Origin of the sequence: Mizugakiibacter sediminis, assembly GCF_000953855.2 — a bacterium.
In the GTDB taxonomy this organism is placed as follows: domain Bacteria; phylum Pseudomonadota; class Gammaproteobacteria; order Xanthomonadales; family Rhodanobacteraceae; genus Mizugakiibacter; species Mizugakiibacter sediminis.
On sequence record NZ_DF970150.1, the window covers coordinates 1 to 15,742 of the forward strand.

Below are 15,742 nucleotides of genomic sequence, written 5' to 3' on the forward strand. Positions count from 1 at the left end.
ACGACGCGCGGGGCGGCGTCGGGCGCGGCGGCGCCCGGCGCCTGCGTGCGGATCTGCCGCAGTTGCGCGCGGTCCAGCGGCGCGCCGCCGTTGCGCTCGATGGCGGCGCGGCGCTCGGCGAAGGCCGGCGGCGCCGGCGGCGGTGCGTGGCGCGCCACCACCGGGCGCTCGAACACCTGGCGCGGCGGCAGGCTGCCGCCGACCATGCGCTCGCGCACGCCGAGACTGGCCTCGGTCGGCATCAGGCGCGGGCCGCGCAGCAGCGGCGCGCGCGCGATGTCGGCGGGATTCACGTCGCGCACCCGCGCCGCGCCCACCGGACGCGCGCCGACGAAGGTGTCGCGCGAGACCACGGTGACGGCGTGCGGCGCGCGCAGGTTGGGCGAGCGCGCGTAGTCGTTGCGGCGGTCGGCCTGCAGGTTGACGTAGGTGTTGTTGATCACGGTCTTGTTGATGACCGTGACGTTGGTGACGTTGACGTTGGTGAAGTAGCGGCGCCCGCAGCGGTAAGGCGGCACGTAGACGTCGCGCGGACCGAGCGGGAACCAGCCGATCGGGCCGTCGCCGAAGCCGATCGACAGGCTCCAGCCCGAGCCGCCGACGAAGGCGACCAGCGCCGGCGCGTACACCGGCCGCACGTACACCGGCCCCGGCAACCAGCCCCAGCGCCCGCCGACGTAGACCCAGCGGCCGTAGTGGAACGGCGCGAAGCCCCACGGCGCGTCGTCCACCCAGGTCCAGCCCCACGGATCGATCCAGGTCCAGTGGCCGTAGCGGTAGGGCGCCCAGTCGGCGACCACGGTGGCGGGGAACCAGACGTGGCCGTACTCGCGCACCTCGGTCCAGGTGCCGTAGTCGTCGAGGTCGTCGGCGCCGATGACGTCGGCGGCGACGTAGCGCCGCGACAGGCTTTCGCCGCTGCGGCGGTCGCGGTCGAAGCACCAGCGGTCGAAGGCGTCCGGCGCGGGCACGCCGGCGACGTCGACCTGCCGCAGTTGCGGGTCGTCGAAGCGGCAGGAGCGTCCCGCCTGCACCGGATAGTCGACGCCGCCCTCGCCGTAGACGGTGGCGTCGCCGTCGAACACGGTCACCATCGAGCCTTTGCCGTCCGGAGCGATGTCGACGCGGTATTCGCCCGGCCGCGTCACCACCAGGGCCAGCGTCGGCGTGTCGACCTCGTAGCGCTGGCCGGCGTCGAGGCGGCTGACGCGCAGATTCAGCGTGCCGCTGGACAGCTCGGCCTGGGCGACGTCGTCGTCCAGGGCGAGGAAATTGAACGCGCTGCGCTGGCCGAGGCGGATCTGCGCGCCGCCCAGCTCCAGCACCGCCCGCGAGGCGTCGCCGCTGAGCAGGCGGTCGCCCTGCACGACCGGGCGGTTGATGCTGACCTGGCCCCAGTCGTCGCTGCCGGCCGGCGCGAAGCTGACGTCGCCGTCGAGGTAGCTCAGGCGCGCCACGCGGTCCGGCGGATCGACGTCGGCGTCGGCCGTCTGCGCGCGCGCCGGCAGCGCCAGCGCGCATGCGCACAGCACTCCGCACCACGCGGCACGCAGCAGGGACATCGCACTCATAACGCCTCCCGAAGGTCGCCGGCACGCGGGCCGGGCGACAGGCCGGGGCGGACGCGGTCGCGCCGGGGTCCGGCAAGCCCATCACAGCGCAGCGGCGCTGAATGCGGACTGGATGGCGGCAGCCCCGCAACCCGCCGTTCAGCGCGCGGTGGCCGCGTTGCCAGCCGCCGGCCCTGTGGCTAACATCCCCGGGCCGGGCGGGTGTAGCTCAATGGTAGAGCTGTAGCTTCCCAAGCGTGCGACACGAGCCGCGTGTCCCACGCTCCAGCCGCGAAAGCGGCCGACTCTCCGTCGTAAACTGGAGCGACTGTCGGATCGATCTCCGACTTAACCGGACCTGTCCGGAAAGGGTGGCCCTGAACCTGTTAAACGGTACAGGGTCCACGCGGCGAAGGCCGCGCGAGTAATTGCCTGCTTTCCCCACAAGGGATTGCGCAGGCCCGGTGTTCAGCCACCGGTAGCCTAGGAGCAGCGCGGGATTGGCAACAATCCTGTGCCGAGCGCTCTGACAATGTAGCCACCTCTCGGGGTACGCTGAACCCCGTGAGGGGTCGGCGTGATTCTGGAAGATGCATCCGGATGAGGCGCTAGGCTGGGTTGAAGGGTTAGTGCAAACGAACTGTCGCTCCATCGTCGTCAAGCTATGAAGGGCTTAGGCATCTGACAAGCCCTGCCCAAAACGGGATAAGACCGGATGCGCCGCTGCTTGGTCGGCGCACGCTGACACCACGGTCTTCGGCGAAAAGACAGAACCCTCCCAACTCTGTTACTTGTGCGGAACGTGGTAACTCCGTTGGTGCGTTGCCCCGCACTTGGGCAACTAGGCGACCCGCGAGGATCGCTGATGCGCCAGCGGAAAGAGGAACGCGGAGAAAGCGAATGCCCGACGGTAATAGTCGGGATAGGGGATGAAACGATCGCCCCGACCCGAAAGGGTGCAGACTTCCGCGTGGTGGCCTGTCGCTAGACAGGTCTGACAACCGACTCCCGATGGGGTGACGAATCCCCACCGGGGGAGGCGTCCATCCCCAAAGGGTCATGGGCGGGCGTAGCTCAATGGTAGAGCTGCAGGTTCCCAACCTGCTGACGAGGGTTCGATTCCCTTCGCCCGCTCCAACTTTGGAGGACTGATATGGACGCCATTTCGAGTGGCGATGTCGCCTCCACGCGCTGGACCGACTGGCACACGATCCCGTGGGCCGAGGCGTTCCAGCACGTCAGGAGGTTGCAGGCACGCATAGCGAAGGCAGCGGAGGACGAGAACTGGCGCAGCGTCAAACGGCTGCAAAAGTTGCTCGTCCGCTCGACCACCGCACGAGCAGTCGCGGTGCGCCGAGTGACGGAGAACCAAGGCCGAAAGACCCCCGGTGTGGATGGCATTACCTGGTCCACGCCCGCGGAGAAGTGGAAAGCGGTATCGACGCTGGAATCGCGGCGGTACCGCCCTAAGCACTTCGCAGGATCCACATCCCGAAGGCCAGTGGCGGAAAGCGGCCCCTCGGCATACCGACGATGAAAGATCGAGCCATGCAGGCGCTGTACTGGCTTGCGCTCGATCCCGTCGCGGAAACCCGAGGCGACCCGAACTCGTACGGCTTTCGTTCCGGACGCTCAACAGCGGATGCCATCGCTCAGTGCCACAACGCACTGAGCAGGAAGCACTCGCCAAAGTGGGTGCTGGAAGGCGACATCAAAGGTTGCTTTGACAACATCGGTCATGACTGGCTGGTGGGCAACGTGCCGATGGACCGGCGCGTGCTGTCTAAGTGGCTCAAAGCCGGATTCGTGGAGGGTCACAAGCTCTTTCCGACGGACGCAGGCACGCCGCAAGGCGGGATCGTCTCCCCGTGTTTGGCGAACCTGGCGTTGGACGGCATGGAGGGGCTGTTGAAAGACAGCCTTCCACGCCGGGCCAAGATCAACTTCATCCGATACGCGGACGACTTTGTCGTGACTGGTGCCTCGAAAGAGGTGTTGGAAACGCAGGTCAAGCCGATGCTCGTGGGGTTTCTCGCCGAGCGTGGTCTGCAACTCTCGGCGACGAAAACGAAGATCACCCATGTGACGGAGGGGTTCGACTTCCTTGGCTGGCATGTGCGGAAACACAAGGCGTTTCTGCGCATCGTCCCGTCAAAGCGAAACGCGACGACGCTCTACGCGAAAGTCAGAGACCGACTGCGCGAGCTGCGTGGTGCAAAGCAGGATGACGTGGTAGGAGCCCTTAACCCGATCCTTCGGGGGTGGGGCAACTATCATCGAGTCGTGCACGCATCGCGTCCGTTCGCAAAGATGGATTACCTGATCACGCGCGCGTTGTGGCGCTGGGCGGTACGTCGGCATCCCATGAAGGGCAAGCGTTGGATCAAACGCCGCTACTTTCGGGCGAACGGCTCACGCGACTGGCTCTTTCAGACGGATCGTTTCAGTTTGGTGCGGCTGGCCAGCATTTCCGTGGACAAGCACATCAAGGTGAGGGCCGACGCCAATCCCTATGACCCCAAGGACGAGGCCTACTTCGACGAGCGTTTAACTCGGCGGATGCGGTCTACGCTGCAAGGACGCAGGCGGTTGTATTGGCTTTGGGACAGGCAGGAAGGGCTTTGCCCGGTCTGTGCTGCCAAGATCACGAAGGCAACGGGGTGGCACGTCCACCATGTGGTCTGGCGGGTCTATGGTGGTCCGGATCGGCTGTCCAACTTGCAATTGCTCCACCCGACGTGTCACGTGCAGTTGCACGCACGCGCCACGAAAGGATAGGCTGCCGCTCGACTGGGTGACCGGATCGAGTCCAAGGCTGCTTGAGCCGTATGAGGCGAAAGTCTCGCGTACGGTTCTGAGGGGGGAGGGTGGCCGCGAGGCCACCTTCCCACCCGACTACTGACGAGGGTTCGATTCCCTTCACCCGCTCCATCTCCCTCCTGTCACGCATCGGCGACCGGCGGCAGCGGCGCGACGGCACGCCGTTACCGGAGCGCGCATGAAGATCGCCATCCTCTCGCGCAACCCGCGCCTGCACTCCACCGTGCGCCTGGTCGAGGCGGCGCGCGCGCGCGGCCACGTCGCCCGCGTGCTGGACCCGCTGCGTTGCTACATGCGCATAGCGCCGGGCGCGTTCGCGGTGCACTACAAAGGGCGCGAGCTCGCCGGCTTCGACGCGGTGATCCCGCGCATCGGCGCCTCGATCACCTTCTACGGCACCGCGGTGGTGCGTCAGTTCGAGCTGATGGGCGTGTACACGCCGAACGGTTCGGACGCGATCCTGCGCGCGCGCGACAAGCTGCGCTGTCTGCAGCTGCTGGCCGGCGAAGGCCTCGGCATGCCGACCACGGTATTCGGCGACAACCCCGACGACACCGCCGACCTGCTGGCCATGCTGGGCGAACCGCCGCACGTGATCAAGCTGAACGAGGGCGCGCAGGGGCAGGGCGTGGTGCTGGCCGAGAAGCGCGCCGCCGCGCAGAGCGTGATCGAGGCGTTCCGCGGCATGTACGCCAATTTCCTCGTGCAGGAGTTCATCCGCGAAGCGCAAGGCCGCGACCTGCGCTGCTTCGTGGTCGGCGGCAAGGTGGTGGCGGCGATGCAGCGCGAGGCCTCGCCCGGCGACTTCCGCTCCAACCTGCACCGCGGCGGCAGCGGCACGCGGGTGCGCCTGAGCGCGGCCGAACGCGCCGTGGCGCTGCGCGCGGCCGAAGTGCTGGGGCTGGAGGTGGCGGGCGTGGATCTGCTGCGTTCGGCGCGCGGCCCGCTGGTGCTCGAGGTCAACGCCTCGCCCGGCCTGGAGGGCATCGAGGCCGTCACCGGGGTGGACGTGGCGGCGGAGATCGTCGCCTACCTCGAGCGGCGGGTCGGTCGGCGCTGAACGACGAAGTGGTTAGTACGAAAGTCGTCGTTGACAAGCCCCGTGACCCGTGTCTAGGATCGGCCGGTCGGCGCTGGCGATGGGCGCGGCGGCCGGTGGATCCATAACGTCAAACGGGGGAAATTCCCATGAAGTTCGGCAAAGGTTGGGTGGTCGCCGGCGTGCTGGCGGCGCTGTACGTCGGCAGCGCGTTCGCGGCGGACAAGATCGATGTGGTGACCAAGGGCGACACCAAGGACAACTTCGAGGCGGTCGCCGCCGCCGTCCGCAAGCAGATGGGGCCGGGCGGCTACTATCAGTACGTGCAGAACGACGAGCGCCAGGCCGTGGAAGCCCGACTGGACGACATGCAGGCGCTGTTCAACCGCCGCGGCACCGTCGGCCAGATGACCGCGGACGAGAAGGTCCAGCTCGCCAACGACCAGGAAGCGATCAACGCGATCCTGGCCAAGCGCGACAGCCGCCGCGTGATCTGCGAGCGCGTCCAGGCGACCGGCTCGCATCTGACCAAATCGGTCTGCAAGACCTACGGCGAGATCGAGCGCGAGCGCCGCGATTCCGTGCAGTACTTGCAGGATCGCCAGAAGCAGGCGACCCAGAACATCAGCGGCGGTTGAGCGTGGCCGGCACGGATACGGGGCCCGAAGGTGCGATCATGAACATTGCCAAATGCGTTGCGTGGATGCTGGCGGCGGTGCTGGCCGCGATGGCCGGTGCAAGCCGGGCGGACGAACCCAAGCAGATCGTCAAGGCGGACAATGCCCAGGATTTCGCCGTGGTCGTCGCCGCCGTGCGCCAGGAAATGCAGACGGGCGGCCGTTACGAGTTCGTCCCGGAGGCGGAGCGCAGCACCATCGACACGCGGTTGGCCGACATGAGCGCGCTGTTCCAGAAGCGCGGCACCGTCGAGGCGATGACCGCCGACGAGAAGGTGCGGCTGATGAACGACCAGTCGGAGATCAACGCGATCCTGACGCGGCGCGACAGCGAACGCCTGATCTGCAAGCGCGAGGCGCCGACCGGGTCGCACCTGACGCGCTCCGTCTGCCGCACCTATGGGGAGATCGAACGCGCGCAGCACGACAGTTGGAGATACCTCGAGGACCGCAGGATGCAGGCGACCCAGAACAGGGGCGGCGGCTGAACGACAGCGCCGGCGCGCCCGGACCGGCACGGGCCGATGCGGAAGGCCGTACAGGAGGCCTTCCGCTCCGCCCGGCCGGCGAATGAGGTACACGCGATCATCCGCGATGGGCCTAGATATGCCACAGTCGCCGCAGGGCGGCGTGGTCCGGAGTGAGACGACATGAGTCCGCGTCGAGTCAGCGAAACGCCGAAGCCCACCGAGGCCGAGCTGGACATCCTGCGCGTGCTGTGGGAGCGCGGTCCGTGCACGGTGCGCGAGGTGCACGAGGCGCTCTACCGCGACGAAGGCGCCGGCTACACGACCGCCCTGAAGCTGTTGCAGGTGATGCACGGCAAGGGACTGGTCGCACGCGACGACTCGCAGCGCGCGCACGTCTTCCGCGCCGCCGTCAGCAAGGAACGCACGCAGAAGCGCTTCCTCGCCGATATCGTGCAGCGCGTGTTCGACGGCTCGCCCTCGCAGCTGGTGCTGCATGCCCTGGGCAGCCAGCGTGCGACGCGGGCGGAGCTCGAAGAGATCCGCGATCTGCTGGATCGGTTGAACGAGGAGGCGAAGTGATGGAGACCTTGCCTGCACCGTTCCTCGACACCGTGCACGTGCTCGGCTGGACGCTGCTGCATTTTCTCTGGCAGGGCGCCGCCGTCGGCGCGCTGTATGCGCTGGTGCGCATGCGCGTGCCGCGCGGACGCGCGCGCTACGCGCTCGGCATGGCCGCGCTCGCCGTATTGGCATGCTGCCCGCTGCTGACCGGTTGGCGCCTGCTGGACGGCATGGCCGCTGCGGTGGATGCCGACGCGACGGTGCTGGCCGCGATGGCCGTCACGCCGGCGGCAGGCGATGCCGCGCAGCCGGCGTGGCGCGAGCTGGTGAACGCCGCGCTGCCTTGGCTGGTGGCCTTGTGGGCGATCGGCGTGCTGCTGCTGACGTTGCGCGCCTGGCGCCACTGGCGCCAGATCAAGCGCCTGCTGCGCGAGGCTTCGCCGCTGCCCGAGTGGGAAGCGCGCTTGCGCGAACTCGGCCGGCGGCTGGGGCTGCGGCGCCGCGTGCGCCTGCTTTGGTCGCAGCGCGTCGCCACCCCCACCCTGATCGGCTGGCTGCGGCCGGTGATCCTGCTCCCGGCCGCGGTCGCGCTCGGCTTTCCGGTCGCCCAGGTCGAACTGATCCTGGCCCACGAGCTCGGCCACATCCGCCGCTGGGATCACCTCGCCAACCTGCTGCAGCTCGTGCTGGAGACGGTGCTGTTCTATCACCCGGTGGTGCACTGGATTTCGCGCGACGTGCGCAACGAGCGCGAGATCTGCTGCGACGAACTGGTGCTGGAAGTCACCGGCGGCAGCCCGCGCGTCTACGTCGAGGCGCTGGCCGATCTCGAGGACCTGCGCGACGGCCATCACGGCCTGGCGCTGGCGGCGAGCGGAGGCGTGCTGGTCGAGCGCGTGCGCCGTATCGCCGGCATGCCGCTGGTCGGACGTTCGGCGCGGCCGCAGGCACGTTTCGTCGTCGGTTTGCTGCTCGCCATGCTGGCCGCGGCGGCGGCCCATTACCAGCTTGCCCGCCTCGACCAGGCGCGCATGGCCGGCCTGACCGCCGCCCTCGCCCGTGTCAGCGCCGTACTGGCGCCGCAACTGCGGCTGGCACCGCCGGCATCCGGCGTCGGCGAGCGTCTCGCCGACCTGGTGCCGAAAGCGCTGCCGTTGCCGCACCTGCGGTTGCCGGCGGCCGCAGCCGAGGCATCGCCATCCGTGACGTCGCCGTCGCCGCGGTCGATGCCCGACGCGGCACGTCCGGCGGCCGCGCCGGCTGCCGTCGAGCCGATGGCGGCGCGGCCGGCGGACGCACCTGTCGCGGCGCCCGCCGCTCCGGTTTCGGCGACCGCCCAGCCGCAGCCGACGGCCCGACCCGAGGGGGCGTCGCTCACGGCCGGGCACACGGCGCCGACCATCCTGTTCCTGGTGCGCCCCGTCTATCCGGAAGGCGCGATCGCCAAGGGCATCGAGGGCGAGGTCGAATTCGAATTCGCGCTGGCCGGCGACGGCACCGTGCGCGACGTGCGCGTGGTCGAGTCGAACCCGGTCGGCGAATTCGAGGTGGCCGCCCGTCGCGCCCTGGACCGTTCGCGGTTCTCGCCGCCGACCTCGGCGGATGCGGACAGGCGGTATCGCCAGACCTTCGTCTTCAGCCTGCGGCCGCAGACGGCGCCGGAGCCGAGCGAGGACGTGCGCGCCGCCGGCGATGTGGCCGCGCAGACGGGATGCCGCATCGTCACCGGCTCGCACATCTGCCGGCGACCCGACGAGTTCGGCCCGGCGTTCCAGCCGGAGATCTACGGAGCCGCGCGCGGCATGCCCGCGCCTTCGGTGCCCTGACGCGCTCGATCGCGACCGATGATCGGCCCGCCGCACGCGCGGGGGCCGCCGCGCCCTCGTCGCAGCGCGCGCGATTAACGATTCGGTGAACGGCGTTTAACGAGCTTTTAAAGGCTCCCTCCCTATAACGACCCATACTGTAGTTCTGCTCGACACTCCTAGGTCAGGTCAGGTGACAGGCAGATTTACGGTAATCGGGGCAGTAGCTTTAGGCCCGAGCGAGGTGGGTTCCCCCAATGGCACCTCCTCGGGCCTTTTTCTTTGCCCGCCGCTGCGTCATCTCCCCGTCTGAATTGCGGCTGGCCGCGGCGCGACGCCGCCGGCCACGGCCGACCCGAATCCCGTTAAGCTTTCGTCCCGGGCAGCGTCCCAAGGGAGCGCAGCGATGCGAGTGCTGGTAATCGAGGACAACAACGACATCGCCACCAACATCGGCGACTACCTCGAGGACCGCGGGCATGTGGTGGACTTCGCCGGCGACGGCGTCACCGGCCTGCACCTCGCGGTGGTGCACGACTTCGACGTGATCGTGCTGGACCTGACCCTGCCCGGCATGGACGGGCTCGAGGTTTGCCGCAAGCTGCGCCAGGAGGCGCACAAGCAGACCCCGGTGCTGATGCTGACCGCGCGCGACGCGCTGGAGCAGAAGCTGACCGGCTTCGAATCCGGCGCCGACGACTACATGACCAAGCCGTTCGCGCTGCAGGAGCTGGGCGCGCGCCTGGAAGTGCTGGCGCGCCGTGGCAAGGGGCCGCAAAGCCGCGTGCTCAAGGTCGCCGACCTCACCTACAACCTCGACACCCTCACCGTCACGCGCGCCGGCAAGCCGATCCAGTTGAACCCCATCGGCCTGAAGCTGCTGCAGGCGCTGATGGAGTCCAGCCCGTCGGTGGTCACGCGCCAGGAACTGGAACAGCGCGTGTGGGGCGAGGAGCTGCCGGACAGCGACTCGCTGCGCGTGCACATCCACGGCCTGCGCGCGGCGATCGACAAGCCGTTCGACAAGCCGCTGATCCACACGCGCCACGGCATCGGATACCGCATGGTCGACCCGGATGCTGCAGTCCCGGCGTAGGCTCCGCAGCCGCATCTTCGTCTCCTTCGCGCTGTTCGGTCTGGCGCTGACCTCGCTGTTCGCGGCGGCGACGATCTACATGCGCGCGCGGCTGGAAGACCAGCTGATCAACAACACCCTGCAGCGCGAGGTGGAGAACTTCGTGCAGTTCAAGCAGGCGCATCCCGAGCCGGACGCGCCGTGGAAGCTGTCGACGTTCGACGCGCAGATCTACAGCGCGCGCAAGTTCGCCAACGTGCCGTTCGCCTGGCAGCGCTACGGCACCGGCGTCTACGACATCCGTGATTTCGACGAGAACGGCAAGCTGCGCCCGTACAAGCTCGCCGTGTACAAGGACGATCGCTACTGGGCGTTCCTGCGCCTGGACGTCAGCACGCAGCGCCTCAGCGAGCGCCAGCTGATCACCGCGCTCGGCTTCGCCGTGTTGATCTTCGCCGGGCTGTCGATGCTTATCGGCCGCTGGCTGTCGTCGCGGGTGATGAGCCCGGTCAGCGACCTCGCGCGACGTCTGCGTTCGCTGCGCCGCACCGGCCAGTTCGAACCGCTGGCGCCGAACTTCGCCGACGACGAGGTCGGCGAGCTGGCGGCGGCGCTGGACGACTACGCCCAGCGCCTGACCGAGCTGGTGCAGCGCGACCGCGAGTTCAACGCCGACGTCAGCCACGAGCTGCGCACGCCGTTGGCGGTGATCGCCACCACCACCGAGTTGCTGCTGAACGCGCCGGACCTCAGCGACAAGATGCGCGACCGCTTGAAGCGCATGGAGCGCGCCTCGCGGCAGTCCACCGAACTGATCGAGGCGCTGCTGCTGCTGTCGCGCGCCGAGCGCTCCGGCCCGATCGATGGCGAGACCACCGACATCGCCCGCGTCTGCGCCGACGTGATCGATGCCAACCGTCCGCACCTCGGCGGCCGCCCGGTCGAGGTGAGCCTGCGCGTGGAGTCGCCGCTGGCGGTGAACGCGCCGTCGTCGGTGGTGGCGGTGGCGCTGAACAACCTGATCGGCAACGCCATCAAGTACACGCCGCAGGGCGAGGTGGTGGTGCGCGTGCAGGACGGCCGCGTGCTGGTCGAGGACACCGGCCCCGGCATCAAGGCCGAGGACGCGGAGAAGCTGTTCCAGCGCGGCGTGCGCGGCGAGGGCGCCGTCGGCAAGGGCGCCGGGCTCGGCCTCGCCATCGTGCGGCGGCTGTGCGAGCTGTACGGCTGGGGCGTCGGCCTGCGTCCGCGCGAGGGCGGCGGTGCGGTGGCGACGCTGGATTTCCAGCCGCGGCGCTGACGGGCGGCCGCGCCGGGCCTCCGCGCTCAGGCGTCCAGCGGTTCCAGCCAGCCGTGGCGGTCGGGCGTGCGGCCGTCGAACAGGCCGAAGAACAGCTCCTGCATGCGCCGCGTCAGCGGGCCCGCCTTGCCGGCGCCGACCGGCTTGCCGTCCACCGAGCGGATCGGCGTGATCTCGGCGGCGGTGCCGCACATGAACACTTCGTCGGCGAAGTAGAGATACTCGCGCGGCATGTCGCGCTCGACCACGGGAATGCCGGCGTCGCGCGCCAGCGTCATCAGCGAGTGCCGCGTGATGCCGTGCAGGATCGCGCTGGCCACGGGCGTGGTGTGCAGCGCGCCGTCGAACACCAGGAACAGGTTCTCGCCGGCGCCCTCGCTGAGCAGGCCGGTGGAAGCCAGCGCGATGCCTTCGCCGAAGCCGAGGCGGCGCGCCTCGCGCGCGATCAGCTGCCCGGAGAGATAGTTGCCGCCGGCCTTGGCGCCGGCCGGGATGGTGTTGGGCGCGAAGCGCTGCCAGCTCGACACGCAGGCGTCGATGCCCAGTTCCAGCACGCCGTCGCCGAGATAGGCGCCCATCGCCCACGCCGCCACCGCGACATCGGTGGGCGTCTCCGCCGACAGGCCGAAGCCGCCGAGGCCGCGGAACGCGACCGGGCGCAGATAGGCCTTGTCGAGGCCGTTCTTCTTCACCACCGCGCGGCAGGCGGCGGCGAGCTGCTCGAGCGTGTACGGCATGGCGATGTCGTACACCTTGGCCGAGTGGAACAGGCGCTTGAGGTGATCGGTCAGGCGGAAGATCGCCGCCCCCTTCGGCGTGGCGTAGCTGCGGATGCCCTCGAACACCGAGGAGCCGTAGTGCAGCGCATGCGCCATCACGTGCACGGTGGCGTCGCGCCACGGCTTGATCTCGCCGTTGTGCCAGATCCAATCGGGGTACGTCTGCGCCATCGCGGTTTCTCCAGGCCAAACCCGCGCATGATAGCAGCCGGCGGCGCCGCGCCGCCGCACGGTTCAGAAGCGCAGCCACCAGCAGCCGTCGCGCTGCACCAGCGGATAGCGCGCTTCTTCCGCGGCGACCGCGTTCCAGGGGTCGATGGCGCGGCGGACCAGCAGCGCGGCCGCGCTGCCGTCGGAAGGCGCGGCCGCGCTGGCGGCGGGCGCCGACGTTGCGCCCTCGAGCTGCAGGCCGAGCACCGGGCCGTCGACGATCGCGGCCAGTTCGTGCAGACGCGCCAGTGCGGCCGCGCCGTCCATGCCCTGCCACAGGAACAGCGCGGCGAGGCGGTTGGCGTCATGCGCGTCGATGGCCGCGGCGGCGCGTTCGCGCAGCTCCTCGGCGTCGGCCGCGCAGAAGCCGTGGTTCTGCGGTGCGGCCGGCGTTTCCGCCGCCGCCGCGCTGGCGCTGCCGGAAGGCAGCCGCAGCGCGCTGCAGGGCTGGCCGGAGAACACCGGCTCGCCGTTGGCGCCCACGCAGCGGTAGACCGGCGTGTCCTGCGCCGGCGCCGCCGGCGCGGCGAGCGCGCCTGCCATCGCGCCGGCGGTCAGCAACAGGAAGGAAAGCGCGCGCCGCATGCGCCGAGCGTAGTGCGCGGGCGCGCAGCGCGCCAGTCAGGCCAGGCGCGCCAGCACCGCCTGCGTCGGCTTCGCCAGGTTCAGCGTGTAGAAATGCAGCGCCGGCGCGCCGCCCTCGACCAGGCGGCGGCACATCGCCGCGACCACGTCGGCGCCGAATTCACGGATCGCCTCGGCGTCGTCCGCGAAGGCCGCCATGCTCTTGGCGATCCATCGCGGGATCTCGGCGCCGCACTGCTCGGAGAAGCGCCTGAGCTGGGCGAAGTTCGCGATCGGCATGATGCCCGGCACGATCGGCACCGCGACGCCGATGCGACGCGCGGCGTCGACGAAGCGGAAATAGGCATCGGCGTTGAAGAAGTACTGCGTGATCGCGCCGTCGGCGCCGGCGTCGATCTTGGCCTTGAAGTGGGCGAGGTCGGCCTGCGCGTGCTCCGCCTGCGGATGGCATTCCGGATAGCAGCCCACCTCGATATGGAACCAGCCGTCGTGCTCGGCGCGGATGAAGGCGACCAGCTCGGAGGCGTAGTGGAAGTCGCCGCTGCGCGCCATGCCCGACGGCAGATCGCCGCGCAGCGCGACGATGCGCCGGCAGCCCATCGCCTTGTAGCGCTCCAGCAGCGCGCCCAGTTCGGCGCGCGTGCCGCCGACGCAGGACAGGTGCGGCGCCGCCTCCATCCCGTGCACGTCGCGCAGCCGCTGCACCGTCTCCGGCGTGTAGGAGAGCGTCGAGCCGCCCGCGCCGAACGTCACGCTGACGTATTCCGGCGCATGCGCCCGCAGCTTCGCCGCGGTGCGATCGAGCTGCGCGCGCTGCTCGTCGGTCTTGGGCGGGAAGAATTCGAAGGAGATGGGAGTGGGAGGTGGGGAGTAGGAAGTGGAGTTCACGCGCGTTTGCCCCCGGTTTGCTTCGAACTTATGAGGCCATTGAGCTTGACGAGAACCGACTCCATCGCAGACCGGAGTCCATCGTCATAGCCCAAGTAACCCAAGTCCTGGCCGAGCAAGAGTTGCGTATCCAGTTCCATCAGGGAACCACGGGCGATCTGCAGGAAGCGCATGTACTCTGCCTTGCTGCCGCGTGCAGCACCTTCGGCAATATTCGAAGGGATGCTGGTCACCGCGCGTCGGATCTGACTTTGCAAACCGTACCGCTCCTTTCCCGGCATTCCGTCGGTGACCAGATAAACCTGCCGGACGAGCCGCATGGCTTCCTGCCAGACCAGCAACCGGTAATGCCCAGGCTTCAATGCCATGCGGCTCTCCCACTCCCTACTCCCTACTCTCGGGTCAGTAGCGGTAATGCTCCGGCTTGTACGGCCCCTCCACCGGCACGCCGAGGTAGGCGGCCTGTTCCGGCGTCAGCCGGGTCAGCTTCACGCCGATCTTCTCGAGGTGCAGGCGCGCGACTTCCTCGTCGAGCCGCTTCGGCAGGCGGTACACCTTCTTCTCGTAGACGTCCCTGTGCTGCCACAGGTCGATCTGCGCGAGCGTCTGGTTGGAGAACGAGTTGGACATCACGAAGCTCGGGTGGCCGGTGGCGCAGCCGAGGTTGACCAGGCGGCCTTCGGCAAGCAGGAAGATCTCGCGGCCGTCGGCGAACTTGTAGCGGTCGACCTGCGGCTTGATGTTGGTCTTGGTCACGCCCGGCGCCTTGTTCAGGCGGTCGACCTGGATCTCGTTGTCGAAGTGGCCGATGTTGCAGACGATGGCCTGGTCCTTCATCTTCGCCATGTGCTCGAGCGTGATCACGTCCTTGTTGCCGGTCGTGGTCACGTAGATGTCGCCGCGGCCGAGCGTCTCCTCGACCGTGGTCACCTCGAAGCCTTCCATCGCCGCCTGCAGGGCGTTGATCGGATCGATCTCGGTGACGATCACGCGCGCGCCGAAGCCGCGCAGCGACTGCGCGCAGCCCTTGCCGACGTCGCCGTAGCCGCACACCACCGCGACCTTGCCGGCGACCATCACGTCCATCGCGCGCTTCAGGCCGTCGGCCAGCGACTCGCGGCAGCCGTACAGGTTGTCGAACTTCGACTTCGTCACCGAGTCGTTGACGTTGATCGCCGGCACCAGCAGCTTGCCGGCCTCGGCCAGCTGGTAGAGGCGGTGCACGCCGGTGGTGGTCTCCTCGGAGACGCCGCGCCAGTCCCTGACCACGCGCGTCCAGAAGCCCGGGCGCTCCTTGGCGACACGCTTCAGCAGGTTCTTGATGATCTGCTCTTCCTCGGAGGAAGCAGGCTCGTCGACCCACTTCGAACCCTGCTCGAGTTCGTAACCTTTGTGGATCAGCAGGGTGACGTCGCCGCCGTCGTCGACCACCAGCTCGGGGCCGGTGTCGCCGTGGGTGACCGCGTCCAGCGTGCAGTCCCAATACTCTTCCAGCGTTTCGCCCTTCCAGGCGAACACCGGCACGCCGGCCTTGGCGATCGCCGCCGCGGCGTGGTCCTGGGTGGAGAAGATGTTGCACGAGGCCCAGCGCACCGAAGCGCCGAGATCGACCAGCGTCTCGATCAGCACCGCGGTCTGGATGGTCATGTGCAACGAGCCGGTGACGCGCACGCCTTTCAGCGGCTTCGCGGCGGCGTACTTGCGGCGGATCGACATCAGGCCCGGCATCTCGTGCTCGGCGATCTCGATCTCCTTGCGGCCGAACTCGGCGAGGCCGAGGTCGCGGACCTTGAAGTCCTGGCCGGGGGTCTGCTTGACGACTGCGTTCATGGCGTTTGCTCCGTGGGATTGGCAGCGGGCGCCGTTGTGGGGGTTGGCCGCGCCGAGCCTGGCTCCGGTTCGCACGGAGTCGCAGCGCCCCTCGGCGGGAATGGGAGGGGCGAAGTATATCGTTCCTTCCGGATGAAGAGATAGATGGCCGCC

At 68.9% G+C, this 15,742-nt stretch carries 15 protein-coding genes, 1 tRNA gene and 1 riboswitch; of the genes, 10 read left to right on the forward strand and 6 right to left on the reverse strand.

The genetic code is table 11. The features are described from left to right. On the reverse strand, positions 1 to 1,571 hold a 1,571-nt coding region (locus MBSD_RS01905), incomplete at its 3' end, for a DUF6600 domain-containing protein (RefSeq protein ID WP_148667790.1). Positions 1,572 to 2,613: 1,042 nt separating this feature from the next. On the opposite strand from MBSD_RS01905, the gene MBSD_RS01910 reads away from it, so the two are divergent. From MBSD_RS01910 to MBSD_RS01950, 10 genes are all read left to right on the forward strand, one after another. Next, a tRNA-Gly gene (locus tag MBSD_RS01910) sits at positions 2,614 to 2,687 on the forward strand. A gap of 16 nt (positions 2,688 to 2,703) precedes the next feature. Then, entirely contained in the window at positions 2,704 to 3,087 is a 384-nt protein-coding gene (locus MBSD_RS15695) for a reverse transcriptase N-terminal domain-containing protein (protein WP_237071722.1), read from the forward strand. Further along, complete coding sequence (locus tag MBSD_RS01915) at positions 3,084 to 4,328, forward strand: group II intron reverse transcriptase (RefSeq protein ID WP_237071723.1); 1,245 nt, start codon at positions 3,084 to 3,086, stop codon at positions 4,326 to 4,328. Before MBSD_RS15695 ends, MBSD_RS01915 begins: the two co-directional genes overlap by 4 nt. 220 nt (positions 4,329 to 4,548) lie before the next feature. Then, the gene (rimK, locus tag MBSD_RS01920; RefSeq protein WP_062534545.1) at positions 4,549 to 5,430 is read left to right on the forward strand and encodes a 30S ribosomal protein S6--L-glutamate ligase; all 882 of its coding nucleotides are present in this window, start codon (positions 4,549 to 4,551) and stop codon (positions 5,428 to 5,430) included. Between the two features lie 128 nt (positions 5,431 to 5,558). Further along, on the forward strand, positions 5,559 to 6,047 hold the full coding sequence (locus MBSD_RS01925) for a hypothetical protein (protein WP_062534547.1): 489 nt from the start codon (positions 5,559 to 5,561) through the stop codon (positions 6,045 to 6,047). Between the two features lie 2 nt (positions 6,048 to 6,049). Further along, the gene (locus MBSD_RS01930) at positions 6,050 to 6,574 is read left to right on the forward strand and encodes a hypothetical protein (protein ID WP_187300535.1); all 525 of its coding nucleotides are present in this window, start codon (positions 6,050 to 6,052) and stop codon (positions 6,572 to 6,574) included. 162 nt (positions 6,575 to 6,736) lie between these two features. Beyond that, positions 6,737 to 7,135 carry a BlaI/MecI/CopY family transcriptional regulator gene (locus MBSD_RS01935; RefSeq protein WP_062534551.1) on the forward strand — a complete coding sequence of 133 codons (399 nt, stop codon included), beginning with the start codon at positions 6,737 to 6,739 and terminating at the stop codon, positions 7,133 to 7,135. After that, a complete protein-coding gene (locus MBSD_RS01940; RefSeq protein WP_062534553.1) occupies positions 7,135 to 8,943 on the forward strand; it encodes a M56 family metallopeptidase in 1,809 nt (602 codons plus the stop codon). The genes MBSD_RS01935 and MBSD_RS01940 overlap by 1 nt, the downstream gene beginning before the upstream one ends. Positions 8,944 to 9,328: 385 nt before the next feature. Further along, complete coding sequence (locus tag MBSD_RS01945) at positions 9,329 to 10,018, forward strand: response regulator transcription factor (protein WP_062534555.1); 690 nt, start codon at positions 9,329 to 9,331, stop codon at positions 10,016 to 10,018. Continuing rightward, the gene (locus MBSD_RS01950; RefSeq protein ID WP_062534557.1) at positions 9,999 to 11,297 is read left to right on the forward strand and encodes a sensor histidine kinase; all 1,299 of its coding nucleotides are present in this window, start codon (positions 9,999 to 10,001) and stop codon (positions 11,295 to 11,297) included. Before MBSD_RS01945 ends, MBSD_RS01950 begins: the two co-directional genes overlap by 20 nt. A gap of 26 nt (positions 11,298 to 11,323) precedes the next feature. On the opposite strand, the gene MBSD_RS01955 is transcribed toward MBSD_RS01950, so the two are convergent. From MBSD_RS01955 to ahcY, 5 genes are all read right to left on the reverse strand, one after another. Next, positions 11,324 to 12,247 carry a branched-chain amino acid transaminase gene (locus MBSD_RS01955; protein WP_062534559.1) on the reverse strand — a complete coding sequence of 308 codons (924 nt, stop codon included), beginning with the start codon at positions 12,245 to 12,247 and terminating at the stop codon, positions 11,324 to 11,326. A 63-nt stretch (positions 12,248 to 12,310) separates the two neighbouring features. After that, entirely contained in the window at positions 12,311 to 12,871 is a 561-nt protein-coding gene (locus tag MBSD_RS01960) for a hypothetical protein (protein WP_062534561.1), read from the reverse strand. Positions 12,872 to 12,907: 36 nt separating this feature from the next. After that, the gene (gene metF, locus MBSD_RS01965) at positions 12,908 to 13,759 is read right to left on the reverse strand and encodes a methylenetetrahydrofolate reductase [NAD(P)H] (protein ID WP_062534563.1); all 852 of its coding nucleotides are present in this window, start codon (positions 13,757 to 13,759) and stop codon (positions 12,908 to 12,910) included. Continuing rightward, positions 13,756 to 14,127, reverse strand: a complete 372-nt coding sequence (locus tag MBSD_RS01970) for a four helix bundle protein (RefSeq protein ID WP_062534564.1) — start codon at positions 14,125 to 14,127, stop codon at positions 13,756 to 13,758. The genes metF and MBSD_RS01970 overlap by 4 nt, the downstream gene beginning before the upstream one ends. Before the next feature lie 34 nt (positions 14,128 to 14,161). Further along, entirely contained in the window at positions 14,162 to 15,589 is a 1,428-nt protein-coding gene (gene ahcY / locus MBSD_RS01975) for an adenosylhomocysteinase (RefSeq protein WP_062534565.1), read from the reverse strand. Positions 15,590 to 15,608: 19 nt separating this feature from the next. Beyond that, a riboswitch (S-adenosyl-L-homocysteine riboswitch) is annotated at positions 15,609 to 15,688 on the reverse strand. Positions 15,689 to 15,742: the final 54 nt, after the last annotated feature.

Bases quoted from the DNA above. Each gene is read 5' to 3' on its own strand.
- MBSD_RS15695 (WP_237071722.1), top strand. From the start codon at position 2,704: ATGGACGCCATTTCGAGTGGCGATGTCGCCTCCACGCGCTGGACCGAC.
- MBSD_RS01915 (WP_237071723.1), top strand. From the start codon at position 3,084: ATGAAAGATCGAGCCATGCAGGCGCTGTACTGGCTTGCGCTCGATCCC.
- rimK (WP_062534545.1), top strand. From the start codon at position 4,549: ATGAAGATCGCCATCCTCTCGCGCAACCCGCGCCTGCACTCCACCGTG.
- MBSD_RS01925 (WP_062534547.1), top strand. From the start codon at position 5,559: ATGAAGTTCGGCAAAGGTTGGGTGGTCGCCGGCGTGCTGGCGGCGCTG.
- MBSD_RS01935 (WP_062534551.1), top strand. From the start codon at position 6,737: ATGAGTCCGCGTCGAGTCAGCGAAACGCCGAAGCCCACCGAGGCCGAG.
- MBSD_RS01940 (WP_062534553.1), top strand. From the start codon at position 7,135: ATGGAGACCTTGCCTGCACCGTTCCTCGACACCGTGCACGTGCTCGGC.
- MBSD_RS01945 (WP_062534555.1), top strand. From the start codon at position 9,329: ATGCGAGTGCTGGTAATCGAGGACAACAACGACATCGCCACCAACATC.
- MBSD_RS01950 (WP_062534557.1), top strand. From the start codon at position 9,999: ATGCTGCAGTCCCGGCGTAGGCTCCGCAGCCGCATCTTCGTCTCCTTC.
- MBSD_RS01955 (WP_062534559.1), bottom strand. From the start codon at position 12,247: ATGGCGCAGACGTACCCCGATTGGATCTGGCACAACGGCGAGATCAAG.
- MBSD_RS01960 (WP_062534561.1), bottom strand. From the start codon at position 12,871: ATGCGGCGCGCGCTTTCCTTCCTGTTGCTGACCGCCGGCGCGATGGCA.
- MBSD_RS01970 (WP_062534564.1), bottom strand. From the start codon at position 14,127: ATGGCATTGAAGCCTGGGCATTACCGGTTGCTGGTCTGGCAGGAAGCC.
- ahcY (WP_062534565.1), bottom strand. From the start codon at position 15,589: ATGAACGCAGTCGTCAAGCAGACCCCCGGCCAGGACTTCAAGGTCCGC.